The following is a 23,666-nucleotide window of genomic DNA, read 5'->3' as shown; positions in this document are numbered from 1 at the left end:
AAAGCAAGCGGCGGAGCGCCGATCGATCGCCCGAGTCGGGCTTCCAGTGTTTGAAACGATGCTCAAGAAAGCGGTCGACGTGAACCTCGCTCAAATCCTGCGGAGCATGTCCATTGCCAACATGCCAGTCCATCAGATCCCGAAACAGGCTCAGCGAGCGCCACGTGCATTGCTGACCCAAACCTTCGTTCGACATTTTGGCGGCGTAAACGCCCGCAAATTCCCGATGCGGACCATAGACCAGCTTCCGGTATAGGGCGCTGCGATTCAAATAGTCAGTTGCGTTCATGTGTCCTCTCCTTCGCGTCAACTGCGACGGAGAGACCCTAAACTATGCCGACTAGCTGCCCGCTATGATGCCGGAAACGTTGGCAAAAAGTTGATTAATCGGCATAGTTCGACGGTCGGCATAAACTGCCAAACTCAACAACGTCGAGCCACATGCCTATCTCACCGACGTCCTCGCCAAGATCGTCAACGGCCATCCCAACGGTCAGATCGACGAATTATTGCCCTGGTCATACCGGGCCGATAAAATACGCCAATAAAAGGAAGATGGAGTTGGGCCATGACAGAGGAAAGCATCTGGAGATCAGGGCGCTGTGAGCGGCCCTAAACCCGCCACAACTCGCATCGCTTGCCATCATTCTTCAAGGTCATGGCTTGGCTTTTGTGGACTCTCTCCCCATTCGGTCAAGCCGTATCCAAATCCCTTGAGGTTGTTAAATCGCTTAGAGGTGGCCAGAAAAGCAGAGAGTGTCTTTGCCGGAATCTTGCCGGTCATTGTCACCCCGGCATCTTGGACAATCGGAAGAAGTTCGCCGGAGGATGCTCTCACCCTTGTCTGCGCTAAGTGCTTGGACACAATCTCATCAACCAACGCGGCCTTTGAGCCTTGGCGATAACTGCTTGCAGCGGGCTTAGCGTTGTTGGAGTCGCCAACCTCGTAAACAGAAATAAGTCTTTGCACCTGCTGGAGCTTCTGCCGAGTGGCGTTCAGTTCCGCTTGGAGCCTTTCCCGCTCTCTGTATGCGATTGCTAGGATATCACTAGACATGGGCGTTCTCCGCGATTCTGGTGCAGCACCATATGTACCTTGCCGCCCAAATCAACAGATGCTCTGTTCATTTACGCCTACTATCTTCGAATGAAGACAGAGCATATAGCTGACGGCTCTGCGTTCGATGCAAAGGCTCACCCAAATCCTGAGATGTGGAAAGTCACGGCCCCGTTTGCGGCGTCAGTTCCAGCCAAATAGCAAGCTCGGCCCAAGGGCGTCAAAAAACGTGTGTGATTGCAACAGCGCTTACGTTGCATCGGGAGCGGGCGCACGCCAAATGAAAGCCTTTCTGCAAACAGTCAGATTGCTGTTGAGCGATCTCGCTTCGAGCCTACTCTTCCTTCTCCTTTTCTCCCTTACGCACAATGCCGCTCTATCCGCCTGCCTCGGAATGTTGCTCGGCCTCCTTCAGATCGCGATGCAGTTCCGCCGGCGAGAGCTAATCGAAGTCATGGAATGGCTAAGCCTTTTTCTGGTCATCGCGTCTGGCACGGCAACCGTGTTGACGGATGACCCGCGCTTCGTGCTGTTCAAGCCAATCGCGATCTACGCAATCATCTGTATTGTGATGCTGAGACGCGGCTGGATGAATCGCTACCTGCCCGCAATTGCCAAGGCTACCGCATCTGATATCGCCACTTATGTGGGCTTTGCATGGTCCGGTCTTATGTTCATTTCGGCCATTCTGAATGCATACCTTGCGGTAAGCACAGACTTCGCCACCTGGGCTCTGACGATGACGATATTCGGAATCGCCAGCAAAGCGATACTGTCCATCGCCGGATTTGCGGCGATATGGCTGACAGCGCGACACCGGATCAGAGCCATGCCGGCGGATGAGCGCGAAGACCTGCTAATTTCGACAGGCTGGCGTGTTCGGTCGCAATCGGCGACAAAGTCAGCTTAGGGCGGAAGTTGCCATTGGTGGCTTGCTATAGAACACTGCAAACACGTGATCGGTGAAGCCGCCTGCACCAGCGACTGCTCGCGGATATGGCGGCCGGCGTCGTTCATAAGCAGATCGTCGAGGATACAGGGCGCTTCGCTTAGAGCGGCGTTTTATAACTGGAAAGCCAAATACGGCGCCATAGAGGTCTCCTGCCAGATCATATCAGCCGACCGGAAGCCGATCTGCTACGACGGCGACTTCGCACTCGTCCGCCGATGGCCGCCGGGGCAAGCGTTCGCGCCAAAATGGCGCCATGTTCCCTGCGTCGATGCTTCCATTTTCATGAGATGTCCTTTCGCTAACCATCTCCTCCGGCGCTCTCGCATTCGCCCTTCTTGTCCGTTTCTTTTCTCCCCGCAGTTTGCCGAGACCCTTCCCGGTGGCCGGCGAAGAGCAAAGCGAATTCGGCGATAGTCTCGAGTTCGTCGCTCGGAAGAACGCCGAACTCGTCGCCGGACCTGAAAAGGGTCGCCGGAACGATAAGGGTGCGGGCGAGCTGGAAGGCGTGGTTCTGTGCAAGAGTGAGATCCTTGGACATTAGATCAATGCCTTGCGCGCTCACATGGGTGGGCTTGGCATCATCGCGACAACGGGGATCGCTAACATAAAGCCGTTGGCAGCGATCGTTCGGGATGAAAATGACGCAGGCGTGCCTCCGATGGCACGACGGCCGTACAAGGTCGTTTCCGTTGCCCTCGCTAACAAGACAGCGAGGATGATCTGGGCTCTCTTGGTCCGAGGAGGAACATACCGGGGTCCTATAAGATTAGCCGCGGAGCGCGTTCCCACGTGATGAGCAAAACCGCGCAGAAGAGCTGACCGGCAGAGGCCGGCAGGTCGAGGTGCATAAAAGACGATGAATTAACCGGGACAACACCCCGAAGCAGGCCAGGCCGAAACCCGCGACGTGCATCACAGCACGCACCCCTGATAAAGCCACTTGCTTCGCGAACCTCATCGAGGCCAGCGGTCATAAGCCGCGCAAGAAGGCCGGACACATGACCGCACCGTTCCCGTCTGATGAAATCGGAAAATGCATCTTGCACCGCGGGCCGTTCCAAATAAGCGGGTTGATGGTGGAAGATCCGGGGGCCGGACCAGGAAGCCATCACCAGAGAGCGGGATTGGACCGCCTTCCCTGGAGGTCAGGCATGCATCCTTGATCTTTCCGGCACAAAAACCCGAACAGTCACCGCCCCTGAGCGGCAGTCCGGTTCGTCGCCGGCGACTGGCAGCGTGATCACCCTATGCATGATTCATGCGTCTTTGGCCCGGAACTTGCTACAAACAGCGACATACCTATTCTGGGGCGCACCCCTCATTCTGTTGTTTTGTAGTTCTCCAGTGGATTCGACCGACTTTGCAATGCATCAAAAAAATACATCATTCGATTTTAATCCGCGCTTTCAAGGCTCAAATTTTGAGCAGATGGCCGAAATTTTCGCAGGAAATTTCGGCCCGTTCGATGCTTCTCCTGTCGGCCGAGTGCATGATTTTCACTGGAAGGCCGATTTCTGGACGGATCGCACATTAACTCTCGTGACCAGTCAGTATTTCACCGGGTGGAGCGTAAAAGCAGTATCCGAAACATCAGAGTGGCTGTCGCTCATCGTACCGCGCACCGGCGCGGTCGACGTGGCGCTTGGTCGCAATACGATCGAAGGCACGCCCGGCAAGCTGCTGTTGGTAAACAATCATGAGGCGGAGCGCTTTCTTGTCAGAGGCGATCCGCATTTGTCGGATGTACTGCGGCTGGACTGGGCCGTGATTGTTCAGACCCTTTCGGCACTTTTCGAAACGCCGCAGACCGGTTCGCTGGCGCTATCTCCCATGCTGGATCTGGTCTCTCCCGCCGGTCAACTGATAGCCAATCTGGCCCGCTCAATCATCGATGGCGTGCGAAATGACGGACCGCTGCTACACTCTCCAATCGCCAGGTCGCACCTCGCGCAGGCGTTAGCCGACCTTGTAGTGCGGACAGTACCGCATCGCCTCTCCCACCTTCTCGACAAACGCCCCTTCCTGATTGCGCCGGTACATGTCCGCCGCGCAATCGATTTCATGCGCGCCAACATAGATCAGCCGATCACAATGGCAGCGGTCGCTAACGCGGCCGGTGTTTCGCTTCGCGCCCTCGAAACCGGCTTTCGCGCGTTTAGGGAAGCTTCGCCGTCGGGCTATCTACGGAACATTCGTCTGCGGGCTGCACGGGAGGATCTGCTGGACCCAACGAACCGCCAAACGGTGCGGGAAATCTGCCTGAAGTGGGGCTTCTTTCATACCGGACGGTTTTCATCGGTTTACAGGACGCGTTACGGCGAAACCCCTTCGGACACCAAAAAACGGTGCGTGTCGCTCTAAGCAGGTTCCGAACGCGATCAGGAAGATGTCGCCGCATGACGACGCCTTATCAGATGCAGTGGAAGGCCGGCGTCAATCGTAAGCGTCCGATGAAGCAGCCTGTGAGATTTTGCCCAGTAGTTTGAAGTTACATCGCTAAGTCCGTAGTTAGCGACGTAGCCAAGGGTGAACTTGTGGGGCGGGTTGAGATTCTAACAGGCGTCGAGCGCAGCTGTGTCTGGAGGGACGAGGACAAGCTTCGGATTCTGGCGGCGGTTGAGGCGAGCGGCTCGGGTTTTGGCGTACGAAGCCGTAGGCCACTGCGAGGCCAAGACCCGCGCCTCCCTCCGCGTCGGTGCCGATCATGTTGCCCACCTCGTGGCTAACCTGGTGGGTCATGCGCATGATGGCATCCAGCCGTTGGATCTTCGCTGCCTCGGTTTCTTGCCGGTCGATTTCGGTGATGTCGCGCGCCAGCAGCACGATGCCGCCATCCGGTTGCCGGGATATCGACACTTCCGTCACGCGTCCGGCATCAGTGCGGTGGCGCAGCACATACCGGTCCGCTAGCAGGCCAGGATCGTTCTCGGCCGGCAGGGGTGCCAGATCGATCTCGGGCAGCGGCATGACGAAGCTGCGGAGTGGCAGTTTTCTGGCCAAACCAGACCAGCCGAGGAGCGCGATGACGCGGCGGTTCATGCTAATCGGTTGGCCGCGCGGATCGAACAGCGCAATGCCTTCGTTCATGCTGCGGAAGGTGGAGCGAATGGTGCGGGCGGCTGCTTCCGTCGTGCGTCTCAGCCGCGTTACGCGATCGACGCTCTCCCGAAACGCGCGGAAGGCTTGGAGCAGACGCGCCACCTCTGTTTCCGTGCCGGTATAACGCGGCGCTTCGACCTTCTTTCGCCCCTCAGCCAAAGCATTCATGCCGTTTGAAAGGGAGACGATGCCGCGCGAGACGCGCATGACGGAACGAATTGAGACCACGGCCATTACCGCGCCACCTGGTCAGCGTCGACCAGGTGGCGAGCCGTCGTCCGACGGTCGCCGGCGCATGCGGTCCCGACGTTCTCAGAAAACCGCCAGTCCGCAACACCTGGTCGATCTCATCAGGCATGCCATGCTCCGGATCAGTGGTCGCGCCGGGCCGGATCCCAGAGATGGTGGGCGACAAATTTCAACAGTAGGGCTTCCGGCGCCGGCCAGGCGGTGGATTTTCGGTCGCGGCCAGGCACCGGGCTTCGAGGTAGCCGAGGTCGGAGGTCAGCGCCCTGAGCGTGTTGTCGCCCATGCCCTGGTTGACGAGATGGCGCAGTGTCGCGACGTCCTGGTCGGTGAGGCTCTCGGCGAGCTTGTCGCGGTCGATCGGCAGCACCGGTGGAACTTTGCAGTTCGACTCGCCCATCGGAACGAGCAAAGAGCGGAAGTTCACTCGATCCTGCGTGATGCCGGTTTTCGCCCCCGAGGGAGGCGTAGAAAATCCGACTACTTCCCTGCACTCGCGGTACGGATCAGCGAACGGGCCGCGTCCCCGGCGGCTTCGATGTATGCCGGGTCGCGATGCAACAGAACGAGGGCGAACGAGCCATCCAGCAAGAGGACGATCTGGCGGGCGAGTTGTGGCGCTCCTGTCCCAATTCCTGCCGCCTCGAACATGACCCGCAGCCAGTCCTCGACTTTCTTCTTGTGGGCAGTCCCGATTTTCATTGCCGGATGGCCGGGCATGTTAGCGAGTTCCGCCGCGGTGCGTAGAAAGCCGCAGCCCTTCCATTTCGGATGACGGGCCGATGAGGCGAGATTGCGAAAGATGCCTTGCACCTTGTCCGCCGGATTACCCTCGGTTTCCGCGAACCAGCGTTTGAACAGGGCGAGATTGGGCGGGTCGCGCGCTTCGAGATAAGCCCCTATGAGGTCGTCCTTACTCGCGAAATGATAGTAGAGGGTGCGCTTCGTGACGCCCGCCTTTTCGGCCACCGCATCGACGCTGACGCTTCTGATCCCCTCGTTGTAGAATAGCTTGGCTGCCGCCGAGATAATGCGTTCGCGTGTCGGGATCGTATGTGAGGCCATGCAGCAATGTATACCGACTAGTGAATATACACAAGCGTCGACTAACGACATACTCTCCGGGTGCAGCATGCCGGAAAGGAAACCGAATGGCCGACACTGTTCTGATCGAGAGCCGCGATGGAGTAACCATCCTCACTCTTAACCGTCCCGAAAAACTCAACGCGCTCAACTACGCCCTGATAGACCGTCTGCTCGCGATCCTCGATGCGATAGAAATTGACGGCTCGATCCGTGCGCTTATCCTGACCGGCGCGGGCGAGCGAGCGTTCTCGGCGGGCGGCGATATCCACGAATTCTCCGAAAGTGTGGCGCGCGGCGCCGATGTCGCCATGCGCGATTTCGTCATGCGCGGGCAGCGATTGACAGCGAGATTGGAAGCGTTCCGCAAACCTGTCATTGCGGCCGTCAACGGTCTTGCCTTTGGCGGGGGCTGTGAGATCACCGAGGCCGTCCCGCTCGCCATTGCCAGCGAACGCGCCCTGTTTGCCAAACCCGAGATCAATCTCGGAATGCCGCCGACCTTTGGCGGAACACAGCGCTTGCCGAGGCTGGCTGGACGCAAGCGCGCTCTCGAAGTGCTGTTGACGGGTGATACGTTCTCGTCGCAGCGCGCCCTTGAACTCGGCCTTGTCAACCAAGTGGTCCCGCATAACGATCTGATGCTGGCGGCGCATGAACTCGCACGGCGCATCCTGCGTCATTCATCGCTGGCAACTGCGAGCATTCTGACGGCGGTGACGCGCGGTATCAACCAGAGCATCGCGGAGGGGCTGTTGATCGAGGGAGAACAATTCGCCCGTATGGCCCCGACCGCTGATCTGCGAGAGGGGCTTGATGCCTGGATTGCACGTCGCAAGCCGAACTATCGCGGCTCCTGGTCGCACGATGAAGCGCGGCAGGCATTGCGGCTGAATTCCGAGAGATAACCAGCCGAACAGATCGCCAGCCTAGAATAAGGCAGCGACTTAGTCACTGCGGAGGACGATGAGATCGTTTTCAAGAGTGACGGCTGCGAGCCTTCCACCGGCGAATGTGCTATTCTTATGATGAGCTCCATTGTTCTCACCGGCCGCTGGACGCCACCAGGAGTTGACCGCTAAAGCTCGGACCGCGCGGCGGTTATGCCTGTCTTTTTCGAGGACCGCCTGGTACGAATCTTGCGCGCGGGCGTCACCAATGATGCTGGTGCATCGGCGAGTGCCTCGCGGGCAGCCGAGGTCAAGGTGGTGGCAGCGAAATCCGCCTCCCGAAGCGCAGGCGGTTGCCTTTCCTTCTCGTTTTCGACCCAAAGGACCGCGCCGACGCGAATGGCCGGGTATATGCGCTTGAACCGACGAATAAGTATGCGGGCGTGCCTTGCCGAGTCCTCGTTGAGGAAGCAAACCACGATGGCGTTCGATCGTTTCGGAACGAGGCTCATGGCGCGGCGACTGGAAATGTCAGAATGCCTCGCTGCGACCACCTCGGCTCCCTGTACCTGAAGAACCTGGGCGAGCATCGCAGCCGACGCGTCGTCGAGCGGACCCCTGCCTCCGATGCAGACGACGGTCTTGCCACGTCCGTCAGGGAGTTCGCTTTCATCTCCATTGCCTTCTTTGGGCGGGGTGCTAGGCGGACCTGCCGATTCCTTCTCCTTCGGTTCTTCCTCTTCCTCGACGTCTTCTTGTTCTTCTTCCTGCGCAATTTCCGCAAGGTTCGAGACCAGCGTGATGGCGGTCCCGAACACCTGTTCCATCTGCTCCGCAGTCAACACGCCTCGACGCCTATCCTTCTCGGCGAGTAGAAGGGCGGGAATGGCGACCTTGCCGTAGTAATCTTCCAGATAATCCTGCTCTAGGAATTCCTCAGCGTAATCGGTCGCCTCGTCGGGATCGCCGGCAAGAAGCCGCTGGTACAGCCGCTCCTTAGGATCGAGCACCGGGTCACTACCAAAAACCACCTCAAGAAACTCAAACTGCGGGACATACCGCCCCAGGACTGCAAGACACACGGTCAGCGGCGTGGACAGAACAAGACCGACTGGCCCCCACAGCCATGCCCAAAAAATCGCCGCGACGATGATTGCCAGCGGAGAGAGTCCAGTACGAGAACCATAGAGCCAAGGCTCGATGACGTTGTTGCTGGTCAATTCCAGCGCGACGAAGATGGCCGCAACCCACAGAACCAGGCTCCAGCCAGGGTCAACTGCAAAGGCCAGGAACAGCGGCAGAACTGTCGCGATTACAGGCCCGATATAGGGGACAAATCGAAGGACGATGGCCAGCATTCCCCAGAGCGCTGGATTTGGAATGCCAACCGCCCACAGTCCGAGCGCCAATGGAACGCCGTAAGCGCAGTTCACCACCAACTGCATTAGAAGATACCGCGCGACGCGGCTTCCCGCCTCCTGGATGGCTTCTGTTGTGCGATGCAGATCGCCATAGCCAACGAGCCGGATAAACCGATCGCGAAGCTCTTCCCGCTCTAACAGCATGAATATTACGACGACGATGATCAAACCCAATGAGGCGATGGGGCCAAGCAGAGGACCAATCAGGCTAGTAAGCGTTTCAATTGGTCTGCTAGGCGCGAATATTTCAACAAGCACGGGCTCCCTTGGTCTTGATCCGGTACCTGGAGCAACTGGGCGCTCCTCGGCGTTGCTGAGCTCACGACCGACGCTCTCAATGACGGATGTCAGGCGCCGCACAATACCGCTATCCGTTCCACTTTCCTGGAGAGACCGAATTTTTGCTATGATGTTGCCCTGGTAGGCCGGAAGGTTTTGGGCGACTTCGGCAATGTGTCCCGCTACGACCAGCCCGAACAGGACGAGGACAAGAAAAGCGAGCACGACAGTGAATATTACAGCCGGAATACGGGGCAGGCCAAGCTTTCGAAGACGAGAGGAGATGGGAGCCAATGCGAACGTCAACAGGACTGCGATTGCTAGAGGAAGAAGTACTTCCTTGCCGAAATACAGAATAGCAATAACAGCGAGTACACTCGCAAAAGCAGGCATGCGTGAAGGGGAGGATGGCGAGGTCGAATAGACGCGACGGGGGCCGGGGTCATTTTCCAATTCCGCCTCCGTGATCTTGGCGTTGCTCCAATACATCGATGTGTCGGTCGCTCTCGCCAAGTCTTTTCAATTAGGGCGCAGTGTGGCCTCGGCAATGGTTGTGACGTACCTCCCTTGACGGCCTCTACGGCATCGCGTGCGGGAGGTGACCGCACGGGCAAAGAGATTGCCTGCAAATGGGCTCTGTTGCAAAAATCCCATTGATGTTTGAAAGAGCGCCGAAGATTTTCAGCGAGATTTTTGATGAGCGATTTCAAGCAGCGCCATTTTCAGGGTGATGTGATTTTGTGGACCGTGCGGTGGTATTGCCGCTATGGCGTCAGCTACCGCGATCCTGGACAAATGATGGGCAAATCGGGCGTGATTGTCGATCATTCGACAATTATCGCTAGGTCCAGAAATACGCGCCAGAGATTGAAAAGCGGCTGCGCTAGCACTGGCGACGGCCACAGTCAACAAGCTGGCGGGTCGATGAGACCTATGTGGAGGTTGGTGGCAATGGACGTACCTTTACCGAGCCGTCGGCAAATTCGGCAACACGATGGATTTCTATCTGTCTCCGACGCGCAATGCCAAGGCGGCGAGTCGTTCCCGCCCTTGTCGCGCATATCTTCTGCGGCCGCTGTTAGACCGGCAACCGGAACAGGAATTCGGTCTGGTTGTCGTCCGACTGGACCTCAAGCCTACCGCCATGGCTTCGAGCAATCTCATATGAGATGAACAGACCAAGGCCAAGCCCCTGCTTCTCCGCAGAGCTTGTGACCCGGAAGAAGGGCTCGAACAGGTGGTCCTTTACGTGCTTGGGGATCGGTTTGCCCTCATTCGCAACCGTTATCAGGATTTCATTCAGGGCCGATACCGCGACGACCTTCACCGGCCGGTCGGGGGCCCCATGCGCCAATGCGTTACCCAGCAGGTTGGATACCAGCTGAGCGACCCGGCCGCCGTCACAACGTACCTCGATCCCGATATCAAGCGAGCTCTGGATGTCTCGGCCGGGATGTGCGGTCTGTAATTCGTGGACAACCTGCTCAAGCACGGCCCGCAAGTCGGTCGGGTTCGGATTGATAGCGATGCCTTGGCCAGCTCTGCAGCGCGCAAGGTCGAGCATGTCCCGGATCAGGCTGGACATGCGCTCGGTACTTTGGCTCATCATCGTCAGAACGCGCCGTGCCTTGTCGGTCTGAGGTTCCCGCGACAGAATGTTGAGCCCTCCTGAAATCGACGCGAGCGGATTGCGCAGATCATGGCCCAGGATCGCGACAAACTGCTCCCTTAAGCGAGCCACCTCCTTTTCCGCAAGCAGCCCTTGCTCAAGCTGGAGCCGCTCGGCAATACCTGCATCGATACGCTCTTCCAGAGTTCTGTTCAGTTCCTCGAGCTCTCGGCGGGCTCGGTCGGCGGCGTTCTTCGCGTCCACCAGGTCGCGCTCGTATCGCCGTCGATCCGCCGCCTGAAACAGGGTTATGCGCGTAAACTGAACACCTCCGTCGCTCGATCGGCGTTCGGCCGCATTGGCCAGGACAGGCAGCTTCCGCCCGTCCGGACCGACGAGGTCCAGTGCGACTTCATTGAAGTACCCCTGCATTCGCAACAAAGGAGCAAAGTGTGTCTCGTAGAAAATCTTGCCTGGCACGTTCAGCAGATCGTAAAACCGCTTGCCGAGGAGCTCAAAACTCTGCGTACCCAACCATCCTGCAAGCGTTCGATTGACTTTTACGATCACGCCGTCAGCTGCGAGGGAGACGTAGCCACACGGGGCATTCTCGTAGAGGTCGTCCAGATCCTCCATGGTGCCCTCCAGCCCTCCTTGAGGCCCAGCCTTACACAAAGGCTTTGATCGCGGAAATAACCTGAGCAGGCGCGCTCAAGTTCGGACAATGCCCTGTTGCGTTGATCACGATCATTTCCCCGTTCGGCAGATGGTCCCGCACATACTCCCCCACCCCCTGCTGGGCGATGACATCCTGCTTGCTTTGGATCACAAGCGCCCGTGCCTGGCAGTGTGGAAGGTCCGCTCTATTGTCGGACAGAAAGGTGACGCGCGCAAACGCCTTGGCAATATCCGGGTCGGTACGGCAAAAACTGTTCACAAGCTCTTCGCTGAGCTCGGGCCGATCAGGGTTGCCCATGATCACCGGGCCCATGGCGGCAGACCATCCCATGTGATTATCGTCCAGGAATTCAAGCAATTCCTCGATCTGTTCTCGTCTGAAGCCGCCTTCATACCCTTCGTCGTTGATGTATCGGGGTGATGGCCCGATTAGCACAAGCTCGCCGAACAGGTCAGGCGCATTGATAGAGGCCAGAATGCCGATCATGGCGCTGACGGAATGTGCGACGAATATACCACCTGTGATATCCAGGGCCTGACCTATCTCAACGATATCGGCAGCGTAGCCCGAAAGACTGGAATATTTAGCATGGTCATAGGCTCTGAGGTCGGACTTGCCGCAGCCGACATGGTCGAAGAGGACGACCCTATAGTCCTGTTCAAAGGCTGGGGTGACATGCCGCCACATGTTCTGGTCGCAGCCGAAGCCGTGTGCAAAGACCATGGCGCGCCGTCCTTCGCCCCGCACGGTGACATTGTTTCGTGCGATAACAGACATAATCCCTCCGACTTCGGTACAAGCGCCAGCCGCTCCTCGTGGGCTTCCTGCCACCACACGCAGTGGAACATAGGAACATTATCGGCAGCCGTCGAGTGCCTTAACCCGTTGGCCGAATCTCGGTGGTGTGTCGGTAATCCCCAAGGTATAATGATGATGTAAAGCACCGGAATAAGCACGCGGTCGCCTGTTCGTGGCGCGTGGAACCATTTTCGATTGTAGCGTTTGTTGGGGTTACGCTCCCAGCGGAGCGGAATTTGGTGTGGCTGCGGCTGGCGCTTTGTTCCGGACTCACGGTCCGAGGGGATAATATTGCATGTCCAACATCGAAGAATTTCCTCATGCCCCGCGACGGCTGACCGAGTTCGAGGCGCTCACGGCAGCTGCCCCAACTGTTCTCGAATGCCATTCCGGGCGCGGTTTACCTTTGCGACCGCGATGGCTGGCTCGTCCGCTATAATTCCGAGGCAGCGGAGCTGTGGGGGCAAAGTCCTCCAGTGGGCGACGCACGCCACCGCTTCTGCGGATCGCATGCCCTCTTTCTCCCCGATGGCACCCCGCTTGCCCATGACGTTTGTCCTATGGCAACCGCCGTTTTTGCCGGCACTTCGACCCGCAATGCTGAAGTCGTCATGGCACGCCCCGATGGCTCTCGCTTCACGGCGCTCGTCAATATCCGGGCTCTGAGGACCATGAGGGCAGTATCCAGGGCGCGATCAACTGCTTTCAGGACATCTCCGCGCATAAGGAGCTGGAAGAAACGATCCAGCAGAAGAACGCCGGTCTTGAGGATTTCTTCGAGAATAGCGCGATCGGTCTCCATATCGTTGGTGGCGACGGCATTATCCAGCGTGCGAACAAGGCAGAAGTTGCTCTCTTCTCGGGTATAAGGCCGAGGAATATGTCGGCCACCATATCGTTGAGTTCCATGTGGACGGCCCCGTCATCGGCGACATCCTCCACAAGCTTTCCTGCGGCGAAAAGCTGAATAGGTATCCAGCACGCCTGCGTGCAAAAGATGGAACCTGGCGTCTTTACGATACTGACGGCACGCTGCTTCCCCACGACCAATGTCCGATGGCGGTCGCGTTGAAGGAAAATCGGCCCGTTCGCGGCGCGGAGGCCATTGCTGAAAGGTCGGATGGCACGCGCATCCCGTTCATCCCCTACCCCACACCTCTTCATGACGCCGGCGGCAAGCTTATCGGTGCGATCAACATGCTGGTGAACATCACGGAGTGCAAGCAGGCGGAGAACAGACAGAAGCTCCTGATCGACCAACTCAATCACCGCGTGAAGAACACGCTTGCGACGGTCGAGATCGATACCCTGGCGGCTCATGATCTGGGCCTGCCGATACAGGGGCAAATGATCGGCGTACTAGGACACCAATACATGAGCGATGCTCGCCTCTGTCGGCAACCCGGCCTGGATTAATCGTGCAGGCGCTGGAGCCTGGGCAACGCCGTCGGTGCAAGCGCGGCAGGCATACTTGGGACGACGGGTGACGATGACCCGGAACTGCGTGGGAATGACGTCAGCTGCTCGGATACATCTTCGCCGATGCAATGCAGGCCTCCGCCGCAGGCGCAGGTCAGCCTTTCCGGCTCGATGATCTCTTCGATACGAGCAGATGGGCGGGAAGAGAGCCACGATTAGCGGCGCGTTGTTTGGGGCGCGGTTTGCCCGGAAGGCTATCGGCCGCATCTTCGGCATGGACGGCCGCGATTGCCGTTTCCAGGTCTTCCAGCGCAAGATCGAATTGCTCGGGGTTGACCTTCTCGGACTTGCGGCCGAAGGCGGCCTGCTCGAAAGCGGCGACCAGCTTCTCCAGCCTTGCGATCCGCTCGTCGTTACGAACCTCACGGGCTTGCGCCGCGATCAGCATCGCCTCAGGGCAGCAACATCACAGGGAAGGTCGACGGCGTCCAACATGGTGGAAGTCTATCAATCCCAGCCGCGCTTCGCCGTAGGAACCCGCCGTCCGAGTCATCGTGCCGCATCTATTCGATAGCATCAGGTGCTCTCGCCTCCACGCAGCGGACCCGACGCCAGTCGAGGCCTGAACCGAGGTCATCGGAGGGATACCTTCGACATCAACGTCCCAAAGTTGCTCGACAAAGGTCAGAATTTCGTTCAGCTCGCCGCACACTTTTTCAGCCTCGTCTTCGCTGAGTGCGAGGCGGGCTAGGCGGGCAATACGTCTAACGGTCGCGATATCTCGACATAGTCTGCGTCCGATTTGATGGCTTCCGTCGCTGCAACGATTTGCCAATCTATGACTTCTGCCGCTAACACTGACTGCAGGCTGTCGCGGCCCTGTGTCCGGATTACGTGATGACCAACAGAAAGCGAGCCCCGTCACGGAACAGCTCAAGGGCGGCTAGCCTTGAGTTGGTGGCTCGGCGCACTCGGCTACCGAAGTGACCAGGATTCTGTTGAGCTCAATGACCATATCCCCGGCGCGAAGGCCGGCGCGGTCAGCTACGCTGGCAGCGGCCACGCTCTCGATGACGACACCGGAAACTCCAGCTGCCCGGATCCAGCAGCTGACGCATCCCGCGGTCTCGCGCCGTCGAGCGGCGTGCCGGAGAAGTCCGCGGACCCCGAGACGCTGTGCCTTGAAGGCATCCAATCATGTTTGAGTTGGCGCACGATCCTGGCCAAGCGAGAGAATTTTCGATCTGCCTTTCTGGGTTTCGATTTCGACCGTATTGCGCGGCATATCGGGAGGAATGGATACTGGCTGCTCGTCCGCTCGCCCGACATGCTTGCCGTAGTCGGAGATCGGGCGGGGGCGGCCCACCAGGTAGCCCTGCACTTGATCGCACGACTCACGGGTCAAGAACGCCAGTTGATCCGTTGTCTCCACGCCTTCGGCGATAATCGGCAGATCCAGTCCGCGCCCAAGCCCGATCACGGCTCGTATGATCGCCGAAGATTGGGAAAGCCCGATGTTGCGCACAAAAGACTGGTCAATCTTGATCTTATCGAATGGAAAGGACTGCAGATAGGACAGCGACGAATAACCGGTTCCGAAATCATCCATGGCGATGCGTACGCCCAGCGCTTTGAGGTGTCCCAACGTCGAAATGGCCCGTTCTTGATCATCAATTAGCACGCCTTCGGTGATCTCGAGCTCCAACCGTTCGGGCTCGAGTCCGGTTTCAATCAGCACTGACCTTACAAGCCCGGTCAGATCGCCATGCTTAAATTGCACCGGAGAGAGGTTGACGGCGATAAAAAGCTTTCGCGGCCATGAGGCCGCCTCACGACAGGCCTCCTGCAATACCCACGCGCCAATCTCGATCATCAGACTGCTCTCCTCTGCAATCGGAATAAAGACGGACGGCGGGATATTGCCTTGGCTCGGATGATTCCACCGCAGCAAGGCTTCGAAACCAGTGACGTCCCCGCCGATATTAGCCTGTGGTTGATAAAAGACCGACAATTGTTGCTGCGAAATCGCAGCCTGCAGGTCACGCTGCAATGCTCTGCGTTCTCGCAGCCACTTATCCATTTGCGGTTCGAAAAACCGGGCGACGCCTCGTCCGTCAGCTTTCGCGCGATAGAGAGCGGCGTCAGCGTTGCCCATGAGGTCGGCGGCACTGTCCCCATCGGCTGGATAGACTGCTACGCCAAGGCTCGTCCCCATTCGGATCCGGGCCCCCTCGATGTCGGCGTCCTCGCTCAGAGCGGAGATAATCACGTCGGCGAGCTGCGCTATGGAGTTGGCATCAGCTTCAACCAGGACCATGAACTCGTCACCGCCCAAGCGTGCGACGAAGGCACCGTGCGCGACCTCGCTCAGTCGTTTGGCTGCCAGGCTTAAAACCAAGTCTCCGACATTGTGGCCGAATACGTCGTTGACCTCCTTGAAACGATCTAGGTCGAGGCACAGCACCGCAAACGACGATCCTTGCGTGCGGTGCTGTTCAAGCATCGCGTCGAGTTTCGGCTTCAGTGCGGCACGGTTGGGCAGATCGGTTAGCGGATCATGCAGCGCTAAATGAACTATTTGGCGTTCGGCGGTTCGGTGCTCGGTAATATCCTCGTGCGTAGAAACCCAACCGCCATCGGATGTTCTTTCGTGGTGAACGCGAATGACTTTGCCCGACTTCAGCTCCATCGACCAGTCCTGGGACGACGAACGGGAATTGATCGAGTCGCACCAGGCCAGATATTCGTCGGACGCCACGACGGGGCAAGCGCCGACGGAATAACGAAGCTCGGTTATTTCGCTCAAAGTCATTCCAGGCCTGATCATCTCCGGGGCAAGGCCATATACTTCGGCATAGCGGCGATTGGACAGTACCAACCGCTGGTCAGCGTCGAACAAGCAGGCACCCTGACCTATACTTTCCAGTATGGTGGTGAATTGCTCGTTGCACTGGTCAAGCTGTTTCTGGGTCCGGAGCAACTCGATGCGGACCTGTACACGCGCGACTAGTTCTTCCAACAGGATAGGTTTGACGACACAGTCCACCGCGCCGGCGGCGAATGCCGGCGGCCTGTCGGCGGCTGTCTGGACCAGATGTATCGCTGGAACGCCTTCAATCTCCTTGCGACGCTTTTCATCGCGCAGGAATGCGTGGGAGACGCCGCTATCCAGCAATAGGAGGTCCGGCTTGAGCAATCGCGCCTGTTGATCGAAGGTCCGGTAATCTGGCGAGCAAACGCATGACCATCCTAATTCTCGGAGTCTGACGGCGACAGGCGCCACCTCTTCAAAGCTGCCGGCGAGAATAATCAGAGGTTGCGAGGAACGAATAATTCTGGCGGACTGAATCAAGGCAATGCTCCTCTTGCATTTATCGAATGACGGCGACTCGCCGGACCATCTGCCCATCCCGCAATGCAACGCAGGATGTGATTTGGAAACAGTATACACTCAGAAAGGGTCGCGATTCGACCCTTTGTCGAGTTTTGGTAAAGTTTTTGACGGACGCGATAGGTAAAAGTGGTGCCGCTCCGGCTCAGCGACTCGACCCGAACCGTCAGGATCTCTGCTTGCGGGCGATGTTTTGGCTACTTTATTGCCAACCCAGCTATGCGCCGGCACAGTCGGGACAGCCCAATGGGCCAGATGCCCCGATCTCCATCGTTCCTCAATAAAGAATAGCAGCGACTACAGACGGCTTTCGGACCAAAGGCCCGCAACCGGGCCGCCGGCCCCGAGAAGGATGCTCACCAAACGACCCTCAAAACCGAGAAGCGGTGACTAACTGCGACTCCAGACGCTCGAATAATAAAGTCCGAGAAAGACAGCAGCGGCGAGGATCACCAGTACGATCGAGCCGACGACAATGTAATTTGGCTCTTTATGCATGCAGATTCCCTTTGCTGGTCTCAATAGGGACGACTGCCACATCTGCACCCAACCGCCGAACGCTATTCGAGGACGAGCGCTGGTTTCCCGCTGAACAATGCTAATAGAACGAACGATGTACGCGTGTGCGACCCAGTGTATTGCAGAAAGGTGGAATGGTTTTTCAGTCCTTGACTTTGCGGCACAATCTAACAGGAGTCTCCGCGGTCACCACTTCACATTGAAGCCGACCTTTCCGCCAATCGAGTAGCTGTCGCCAAAGTCCTGCAGACTGGTGCGCGCGAATGCTTCGCCGTTGATAGAATAGCGCTCGTTCGACCAACTGTAGGAGCCACCGAGGCCCACTCCGCCCCAAAGCGCCCGGTTTTCGCTGACGAGCCGCGTTCCCGAGACGTCGACATCGGATCCGTCGAGGAAATCATAGTAGAGATTGGCAATCCCGTAGACGCTTGCGCGGCTCGCCCGACCGCTGGCATCCTTCCACTCGTTCTCATAATCGGCGGAGATTCCAAGGCGACCGATCAGCGTGTCGCTATCGCTGAGCGACACCGCGGCGCCATAAGGATCGGTGAAGTCGTCGAAGCGCACGGACGAGTAGGAAAGCTGGGCCTGCGGCGTCAGCGACCAATGGGTGCCAAGACCGATCTTCTGTCCAGCTTCGATGCTCACTGCATAGCCGAAGCCGTCGTTGTCCTTTGTCAGCGTTCTGCTCAGGTCGTCGGAATGAAGATCGCTGTCATACCAAGTCAGCTGCCCCTGAGCGTCGAGGTAGAGGCCGCTATTGCCGTACCAAGTCAGTGTGCCGCCAAGGCCATAGCCGGTGGTGTGGATGTCGCCAGTGCCGAACAGAGAGGATACATCTGCGGAAGCCGTCCCATAGTGAACGCTGAACCCGCCAATCAGGGCGCCGGCCTTGCTTTCGGCCAACGCTCCGTCCGCGCCCGTTTCCAACTTCCAGACGTTCGCGTCGTAATCGGCGCCGGTCGTCGATGTTGCCGGCTCGAAATGGCTATGCGCAGTCTCGATCCGTCCCCATATGCCCTGCGCCCTCGTGCTCTCGTCGACGTTAACGGTCGAGTCGCCGGCCGTCCAGGAGCGGCTGCCGGTGCGCTGCTGGAGAGTGCCCAGCTGGTTGAAGCTCTGCAGGACACCCGCATAGGCCTCGTAGAGCGGCACGCCCGGTGCATAAAGCGGCGATGAGCCGGTACCCGAATCATTGATCAGATGCGACCGAAGATACCAGTCGCCGTCGCTGGGCGTGCTGACGCCGTTCTTATAAAGCCGATAGGCATAGGCGCCGGCGACCACCGCCTGGTCGCCCTGAAAGATGTAGTCGCCCAAGAGCGAAAAAGTGCCGTTGGAGGTCCCGCCGACATCGACGATCTTAATGCCTTCGACGGTCTGCGCGCCGCCGCCGCCGACGTTGATCACCTTGACGTTGGTGCTGCCCGATGTATTGCCGGTAACGACCAGCCGGTCGGTGGCCGAGGCATCGTCCCCCAGTGCGGTCTCAATCTCCAGCGTGCCACCATTGCCGGCATAGTTGCCGCTCACCGTCAGCGTGCCGATCGAATTGCCGGGGGCGATGATGCCGGCGTTGCCGACATCGCCGATGATGGTGCCGAAGCCCTGCAACCGGCCGCCAGCGAGCACGTCGAGCGATCCTGTCAGCGTGGCGGAGGCGTGCGAGGCGTCGCCGACGATCAGAGTGCCGCCCGACACGGTGGTGCCGCCCGAGGCCATGCCAGTGCCGTTGAGGAGCAGGCTGCCGCCGTTGACCGCAAGCGTGTTGGTGGCGAGGCTGCCATCGATTTCGGCCGACCCCGAATTCATCGCGACGCTGCCCATGCCGCTGATCGCATAGGCGGAGTCGTAGGTGAAGCTGCCGGTGCCGAGATCAAAGCTCAGCGCCGTATTGCCCCCGCCGCTGATGTTGCCGGCGATGGTGCCGCCCGCGATGGAAAGAGTATTGCCGGCGGCGCTGAGGTTGACGTTTCCGCTCACGGTGCCGGCGGTGGTGATCGTGGCCGCGCCGCCGGTCTGGCTGAGGGCGATGCCCGAGGCTCCGGCATTGACGGTGGCGCCCGAGCCGATGTTGATGGTGCCGCCCGAAGCAGCGGCTGCATGAACGGCGGCTCCCGCGCCGGAACCGCCGGTCACCGTGCCGCCTGCGACGCTGATGTCGTAAGTCCCCGTCCCCTTGTTGTTAGCGAATATGCCGTCGCCGCTGCCGCTGTTCGTGACGGTGCCACCGCTCATGGCGATGCTGGCCGTGCCAGTGCCGGCGGCGTTGTTGACCACCGCGCTCAGCGCCGGGCTGGTGCCGCTTTGGACCTCGACCGTACCGGCCGTCATGGTGATGCCGGCGCTGCCCCGCTCCGACTGGCTGAGGACGGCCCTGCCCGATCCTGCCGCGACCGTTCCGCCGCTGATGTTGACGCTGGCTGAGCCGGACGAGGCGGTATTGGAGATCAGGGCGCGCAGGACGGCGTTAGGGAGCAGGGAAGTGTTTAGGATTGCGGGGTTTGTGACGCTGACCGATCCACCGGTCATCGTGACGCCGGCATTGCCCGTGCCCGCATTCTGGGCGTTCACGCCATTGCCGGCGCCGTTATTGATCACCTGCCCGCCATTGAGGGTGACCAGGGCATTGCCGGCGTTGGCAGCGTTGGTGATGTTCGCAAGGACGCCTTGGCCGAGGGTGTTCGTATTCACCGTCGCGATGCCGGTGTCCATCCGGAGGATGGCGTTGCCGGCGGTTCCCTGATTCGACGCGCCAATGCCGCTCGTCAACAGCACCGCCGAGGTGACCGATTGGAACCGAAGCGCATTGATGACGATGTCATTGGTATTGCCCACCGAACCGCTGACGAAGACGCCGCCATTACCCCCACCCGTTCGCTGAGCGACCAGATTGGGATTGTCGAGCGTCAGGGTCAGGCCGGTCGTGTTCGTGTAGAGGATACCGTTCGGCGCCGGATAGCTGCTGCCGGTGCAAGTGACCACGCCGCCGACCGGCGCGCCGCATTCATTGGCCGCGTCAGCGCTTTGCGGTAGGAACGTCAGTATCGCCATCGGCACGATCAGCGCTACAGATGAAGAAAGCGCGGCGTGTAAATTGCCGCTACGGCTCTTGGCTCTCTTGCGCTCGGCAACGGCGATCTTCGTCGAAGACATGACTTTTTTCGATCCTGCTGTGTTGATTGCATTGGGGCGGGTTGCTCAACGACGGGCAGAAGCCCGCGACAAGAGCGTCGACCGATCATCCGTATCGAGGTTTTTTTCGAAAAGCTCCCAAAGCGTAAATGAACGCGGTGCCGTCGCTTAAGGAACCCCGCCTCCTGCGAAATTGTATGCTGTGATCAGAAAGGCCATTGGCTACTTGCACCACGCCATCGCTCACTTAAGATATTGGTTAACAACGCCTTTCTCGAAGAATCGAGCTTTATGAAAAAGGCAGAAAACAGCGCGAACGTAAATCAGAATCTCACTGCTTAGTTTAAGTTGTCGCGATTATCGTGATTTAATTCAACGTGTTGTTGCTTGAAAGTCACTCCATTGCCCCCGCAATCAGACCGGGTCAAAAACTTCGGTGGAACAGCCCTTGCTCAACACGCGAAGGCAGAATGGGGCATGAAACCGTCACGCTGCCTGCTGTTTTCCAGCCAAGTTGACGTGGGTCCGATTGGTCGCTCTGGCGGCACGATCCCGGAGGAAATCTCCGGAAAACGTGACGTGCTCGCATCCGGCCCGTGAGATATGGGTCGAGATCGTCCCGGACGATTTCGCGTTGTGACCGCAGGTGCACCACGGCGTCGGCCAAATAGATCGAGTTCCAATAGACGACCGCCGCGATGGCGAAAGAGCATCGATCGTCCCGTCTCGGTCGGCGGACGCCTCGTCCAATTCCCCGGTGGGCCGCTCCTGGCGCGCTGAACCTCGTGAAGTTCGGCTGATCGGACGTCACCCTCCCATGAACGCATGTTTTCTGAAATGGGCCATGACGCTCAAGGACATGGCCGCCTCAGCGCTGAAGAAAGAGCGTCTCAAATCAATTCGGACTTTGGCATTCAGTACCTCAGATCCGTGGAGGCCCGGACCTCCACTCAAAGGTAAGCTCGCGAAAAGAACACCGCGGTCATCAACAAGGCGACAGCGAGGGTTAGCACCCGGACGACCGATGATGGCAGCTTACGCCCGACATGCGCTCCGATCCACCCGCCGATAACGGCTCCGATCGTCAAGGAAATGCACTCTTGCCATACGATTGCCCCGGCCAGTACGAAGACGACTACGGCGACCGCGTTTGCGGAAGTTACCATCACCATTCTCGTCGGATTCAGGCTCTTGATGTCCCCGCCCCCGAGCGCGCTCCATGTCGCGAGCATCATAAGACCGACTGCGCCGCCAAAATAGCCGCCATAAAGACCGAGAAAGAACTGACCCGTTCCGAAGGCCAGAATACTCGGACGTGCCTGCGCCCGAAACCGGGCACTGAGCCTCGGACCCGCAGCTAGCATCGATGTCGCCACGAGCAAAAGCCATGGCAGGATACCATCGAAAATCTTGGATGGAGTTAGAAGTAATAAAACGCTTCCGGCCACACCGCCCGCCACTGTCACCACAGCAATGGGCACGACGTTGACGCCGCACACACTCTTAACACCGTCACGATAGACCCACGAGCTCGTCATACCGCCGGGGAACAAGGCTAAGGTGCTGGTCGCGTTTGCGGCTACGGACGGTACTCCGACGGATATCAGCGCAGGCAGGGATACGAACGACCCGCCGCCCGCCAGCGCATTCATGCTGCCTGCCACCAAGCCAGCAACGAAAAGAAGCATGATGTCGTACATGTTCAGGTCGCCTTAGCACCCAAGCCTGATTTCGGCCGAGCCTCTTGTCCAATATCGCGGTCACATCGCCGCATGACGTTGTGGGTCCATAAGAGTTCGCCCTACGACTGCCATCCGCCGTAGTCAAGGAAACGTAGCTGAGAGCCATTCATCCGATCACCATGAGCGTAATTGATGCTATCCCGAGGAGTACGCCAACCGCCTGATGCCAGCCGAGAAGCTCGTCGAAAAGTAAGACGGCGATCGGGTTGATCGCGATGAGCTGCGGACGGCGACAACGAAATAGCAAGGGAAGCCCGCTTCTCCGTATGGGAGCGATCATCGTAAGTTGCCATTGCTGCGAGCGTCGCCTGATATATTGTTTAGATTTGAATGCTAGTGGCCGTGGCATTAGATAAAAGTCACTGGTGTTTCCTTTCGAGAGACCCGTGAACGAGCCGCTGAGAAAAGGGACCGAATGGGTCGCGAAAAGACATTCGATGGTGTGTCCGAGTTTCTGGCTGTCGCAAAGCGGCAGAGCGTTCGGAAGGCTGCGCTCGAGCTTGAAGTGACGCCGGGTGCTATCAGCCAAGCGCTGCAGAAGCTCGAGCGGCGTCTCGGAGTCCCCCTCTTCTACCGCACCACCCGCCGCATTGCGTTGACGGAGGCGGGGGAGGCTTTGCTCGCAAAAATAGCCCCTGCGGCGGAACTGATCGAGACGAGTTTAGGGGATGCGGTTCAGTCTTCCAACAAACCGTCCGGCACCCTGAAACTCATCGTCGAGCGCCTCGCATTGCCCCATGTCATAGAGCCGATTCTACCGGCTTTCCGCAAAGCGTGGCCAAACGTAAAAGTCGATATTACTGTAAGCAATTTGCACGGCGACATTGTTGCCAGCGGGTATGACGCCGGCATCCTGATCGGATCATATATCGCCAAGGAGATGATAGCGGTGAGGCTTTCACCTTCATTTAAATGGGCGGTGTTCGGTTCACCTGACTATTTCAAAGAAAATGGCCGTCCTACGGTACCAAGTGATCTTATCAAACACCAATGTGTCCGATTTCGTCGGCCGGAGAAAGGCGACATTTATCGGTGGGAGTTCATCGAAAATGGACAAAATATCAGCATAGAGCCGAACGGGCCCATTACAGTGAACGACGGGGAGCTTATGCGGAAAATTGCGTCGCAAGGCTTGAGCCTGATCTACTCATCAACCTTCCACGCATCAAGAGAACTCGCGAACGGGCAGCTTGAACCCGTCTTGCTCGACTATTCGCCGGGAAGCGACGGGTTGTTTCTATACTTTACCAAGACAAAGCAACACCAGCCGAAGCTACGTGCGTTCATTGACACATGTTCCCAACTGAGGGGCTTGTAGGTCACTTTGAACTCGCAGTGAAGACGCCT

Annotated in this window: 12 protein-coding genes and 11 pseudogenes; 9 read left to right on the top strand and 14 right to left on the bottom strand. The window is 58.5% G+C overall.

The annotated features are described in order from the left end of the window. Positions 1-289, bottom strand: a pseudogene (locus CO667_RS11970) (integrase); the annotation flags it as partial. Between the two features lie 124 nt (positions 290-413). Here CO667_RS11970 and CO667_RS11965 point away from each other — a divergent pair. Beyond that, positions 414-548: pseudogene (locus CO667_RS11965) on the top strand (transposase domain-containing protein); the annotation flags it as partial. 95 nt (positions 549-643) lie between these two features. Here CO667_RS11965 and CO667_RS11960 read toward each other — a convergent pair. Beyond that, positions 644-1,057 carry a hypothetical protein gene (locus tag CO667_RS11960; protein ID WP_097618560.1) on the bottom strand — a complete coding sequence of 138 codons (414 nt, stop codon included), beginning with the start codon at positions 1,055-1,057 and terminating at the stop codon, positions 644-646. A gap of 280 nt (positions 1,058-1,337) precedes the next feature. On the opposite strand from CO667_RS11960, the gene CO667_RS11955 reads away from it, so the two are divergent. After that, on the top strand, positions 1,338-1,967 hold the full coding sequence (locus CO667_RS11955; RefSeq protein ID WP_097618559.1) for a septation protein IspZ: 630 nt from the start codon (positions 1,338-1,340) through the stop codon (positions 1,965-1,967). Between the two features lie 442 nt (positions 1,968-2,409). Here CO667_RS11955 and CO667_RS11950 read toward each other — a convergent pair. Then, a pseudogene (locus tag CO667_RS11950) lies at positions 2,410-2,547 on the bottom strand (helicase); the annotation flags it as partial. A gap of 120 nt (positions 2,548-2,667) precedes the next feature. Between CO667_RS11950 and CO667_RS35845 the strand changes: the two are divergent. Both CO667_RS35845 and CO667_RS11940 read left to right on the top strand, forming a co-directional pair. Next, positions 2,668-2,802 (top strand): annotated as a pseudogene (locus tag CO667_RS35845) (IS110 family transposase); the annotation flags it as partial. A 572-nt stretch (positions 2,803-3,374) separates the two neighbouring features. After that, positions 3,375-4,370: an AraC family transcriptional regulator gene (locus tag CO667_RS11940; RefSeq protein WP_097618575.1), complete on the top strand. Its 996-nt coding sequence runs from the start codon at positions 3,375-3,377 to the stop codon at positions 4,368-4,370. A gap of 336 nt (positions 4,371-4,706) precedes the next feature. Here CO667_RS11940 and CO667_RS11935 read toward each other — a convergent pair. From CO667_RS11935 to CO667_RS11925, 3 genes and pseudogenes are all read right to left on the bottom strand, one after another. Then, a pseudogene (locus CO667_RS11935) lies at positions 4,707-5,345 on the bottom strand (PAS domain-containing protein); the annotation flags it as partial. Next, positions 5,344-5,754 (bottom strand): annotated as a pseudogene (locus tag CO667_RS11930) (integrase); the annotation flags it as partial. The pseudogenes CO667_RS11930 and CO667_RS11935, both read right to left, overlap by 2 nt. 80 nt (positions 5,755-5,834) lie before the next feature. After that, positions 5,835-6,419: a TetR/AcrR family transcriptional regulator gene (locus CO667_RS11925; RefSeq protein ID WP_245433125.1), complete on the bottom strand. Its 585-nt coding sequence runs from the start codon at positions 6,417-6,419 to the stop codon at positions 5,835-5,837. 86 nt (positions 6,420-6,505) lie between these two features. Between CO667_RS11925 and CO667_RS11920 the strand changes: the two genes are divergently transcribed. Beyond that, a complete protein-coding gene (locus tag CO667_RS11920) occupies positions 6,506-7,345 on the top strand; it encodes a crotonase/enoyl-CoA hydratase family protein (RefSeq protein ID WP_097618557.1) in 840 nt (279 codons plus the stop codon). A 170-nt stretch (positions 7,346-7,515) separates the two neighbouring features. On the opposite strand, the gene CO667_RS11915 is transcribed toward CO667_RS11920, so the two are convergent. Next, on the bottom strand, positions 7,516-9,516 hold the full coding sequence (locus CO667_RS11915; protein ID WP_097618556.1) for an AI-2E family transporter: 2,001 nt from the start codon (positions 9,514-9,516) through the stop codon (positions 7,516-7,518). Between the two features lie 207 nt (positions 9,517-9,723). Here CO667_RS11915 and CO667_RS11910 point away from each other — a divergent pair. Continuing rightward, positions 9,724-10,069, top strand: a pseudogene (locus CO667_RS11910) (IS6 family transposase); the annotation flags it as partial. Positions 10,070-10,105: 36 nt separating this feature from the next. On the opposite strand, the gene CO667_RS11905 reads toward CO667_RS11910, so the two are convergent. Both CO667_RS11905 and CO667_RS11900 read right to left on the bottom strand, forming a co-directional pair. Then, positions 10,106-11,272, bottom strand: a complete 1,167-nt coding sequence (locus CO667_RS11905; protein ID WP_097618555.1) for a PAS domain-containing sensor histidine kinase — start codon at positions 11,270-11,272, stop codon at positions 10,106-10,108. 31 nt (positions 11,273-11,303) lie between these two features. After that, positions 11,304-12,092, bottom strand: coding sequence for an alpha/beta hydrolase (locus CO667_RS11900; protein WP_097618554.1), 789 nt, complete (start codon positions 12,090-12,092; stop codon positions 11,304-11,306). A 316-nt stretch (positions 12,093-12,408) separates the two neighbouring features. On the opposite strand from CO667_RS11900, the pseudogene CO667_RS11895 reads away from it, so the two are divergent. Then, positions 12,409-13,361 (top strand): annotated as a pseudogene (locus CO667_RS11895) (PAS domain S-box protein); the annotation flags it as partial. A gap of 42 nt (positions 13,362-13,403) precedes the next feature. Here CO667_RS11895 and CO667_RS11890 read toward each other — a convergent pair. Both CO667_RS11890 and gatC read right to left on the bottom strand, forming a co-directional pair. Next, positions 13,404-14,027: pseudogene (locus tag CO667_RS11890) on the bottom strand (IS66 family transposase zinc-finger binding domain-containing protein); the annotation flags it as partial. A gap of 130 nt (positions 14,028-14,157) precedes the next feature. After that, positions 14,158-14,334 (bottom strand): annotated as a pseudogene (gene gatC, locus CO667_RS35840) (Asp-tRNA(Asn)/Glu-tRNA(Gln) amidotransferase subunit GatC); the annotation flags it as partial. A 342-nt stretch (positions 14,335-14,676) separates the two neighbouring features. Between gatC and CO667_RS35835 the strand changes: the two are divergent. Beyond that, positions 14,677-14,760 (top strand): annotated as a pseudogene (locus CO667_RS35835) (hypothetical protein); the annotation flags it as partial. Here CO667_RS35835 and CO667_RS11875 read toward each other — a convergent pair. From CO667_RS11875 to CO667_RS11865, 3 genes are all read right to left on the bottom strand, one after another. Further along, positions 14,728-16,554 (bottom strand): EAL domain-containing protein, encoded by a 1,827-nt coding sequence (locus CO667_RS11875; protein WP_097618573.1) that lies wholly within the window; start codon positions 16,552-16,554, stop codon positions 14,728-14,730. The pseudogene CO667_RS35835 and the gene CO667_RS11875 overlap by 33 nt on opposite strands. 1,074 nt (positions 16,555-17,628) lie before the next feature. Next, positions 17,629-20,598 carry an autotransporter outer membrane beta-barrel domain-containing protein gene (locus tag CO667_RS11870; protein ID WP_245433124.1) on the bottom strand — a complete coding sequence of 990 codons (2,970 nt, stop codon included), beginning with the start codon at positions 20,596-20,598 and terminating at the stop codon, positions 17,629-17,631. Between the two features lie 929 nt (positions 20,599-21,527). Continuing rightward, the gene (locus CO667_RS11865; protein WP_097618553.1) at positions 21,528-22,277 is read right to left on the bottom strand and encodes a sulfite exporter TauE/SafE family protein; all 750 of its coding nucleotides are present in this window, start codon (positions 22,275-22,277) and stop codon (positions 21,528-21,530) included. Between the two features lie 457 nt (positions 22,278-22,734). On the opposite strand from CO667_RS11865, the gene CO667_RS11855 reads away from it, so the two are divergent. Continuing rightward, positions 22,735-23,637 (top strand): LysR family transcriptional regulator, encoded by a 903-nt coding sequence (locus CO667_RS11855; protein ID WP_097618552.1) that lies wholly within the window; start codon positions 22,735-22,737, stop codon positions 23,635-23,637. The last annotated feature ends 29 nt before the right edge of the window (positions 23,638-23,666 follow it).

It is taken from the genome of Rhizobium sp. L43 (assembly GCF_002531725.1).
Classification (GTDB): domain Bacteria; phylum Pseudomonadota; class Alphaproteobacteria; order Rhizobiales; family Rhizobiaceae; genus Rhizobium.
This window is presented reverse-complemented; position numbering and strand designations above follow the sequence as displayed.

Excerpts from the sequence above, each read along its gene's own strand:
- CO667_RS11960 (WP_097618560.1), bottom strand. The coding sequence starts at position 1,057 with ATGTCTAGTGATATCCTAGCAATCGCATACAGAGAGCGGGAAAGGCTC.
- CO667_RS11955 (WP_097618559.1), top strand. The coding sequence starts at position 1,338 with ATGAAAGCCTTTCTGCAAACAGTCAGATTGCTGTTGAGCGATCTCGCT.
- CO667_RS11940 (WP_097618575.1), top strand. The coding sequence starts at position 3,375 with ATGCATCAAAAAAATACATCATTCGATTTTAATCCGCGCTTTCAAGGC.
- CO667_RS11925 (WP_245433125.1), bottom strand. The coding sequence starts at position 6,419 with ATGGCCTCACATACGATCCCGACACGCGAACGCATTATCTCGGCGGCA.
- CO667_RS11920 (WP_097618557.1), top strand. The coding sequence starts at position 6,506 with ATGGCCGACACTGTTCTGATCGAGAGCCGCGATGGAGTAACCATCCTC.
- CO667_RS11915 (WP_097618556.1), bottom strand. The coding sequence starts at position 9,516 with ATGTATTGGAGCAACGCCAAGATCACGGAGGCGGAATTGGAAAATGAC.
- CO667_RS11905 (WP_097618555.1), bottom strand. The coding sequence starts at position 11,272 with ATGGAGGATCTGGACGACCTCTACGAGAATGCCCCGTGTGGCTACGTC.
- CO667_RS11900 (WP_097618554.1), bottom strand. The coding sequence starts at position 12,092 with ATGTCTGTTATCGCACGAAACAATGTCACCGTGCGGGGCGAAGGACGG.
- CO667_RS11870 (WP_245433124.1), bottom strand. The coding sequence starts at position 20,598 with ATGTCTTCGACGAAGATCGCCGTTGCCGAGCGCAAGAGAGCCAAGAGC.
- CO667_RS11865 (WP_097618553.1), bottom strand. The coding sequence starts at position 22,277 with ATGTACGACATCATGCTTCTTTTCGTTGCTGGCTTGGTGGCAGGCAGC.
- CO667_RS11855 (WP_097618552.1), top strand. The coding sequence starts at position 22,735 with ATGGGTCGCGAAAAGACATTCGATGGTGTGTCCGAGTTTCTGGCTGTC.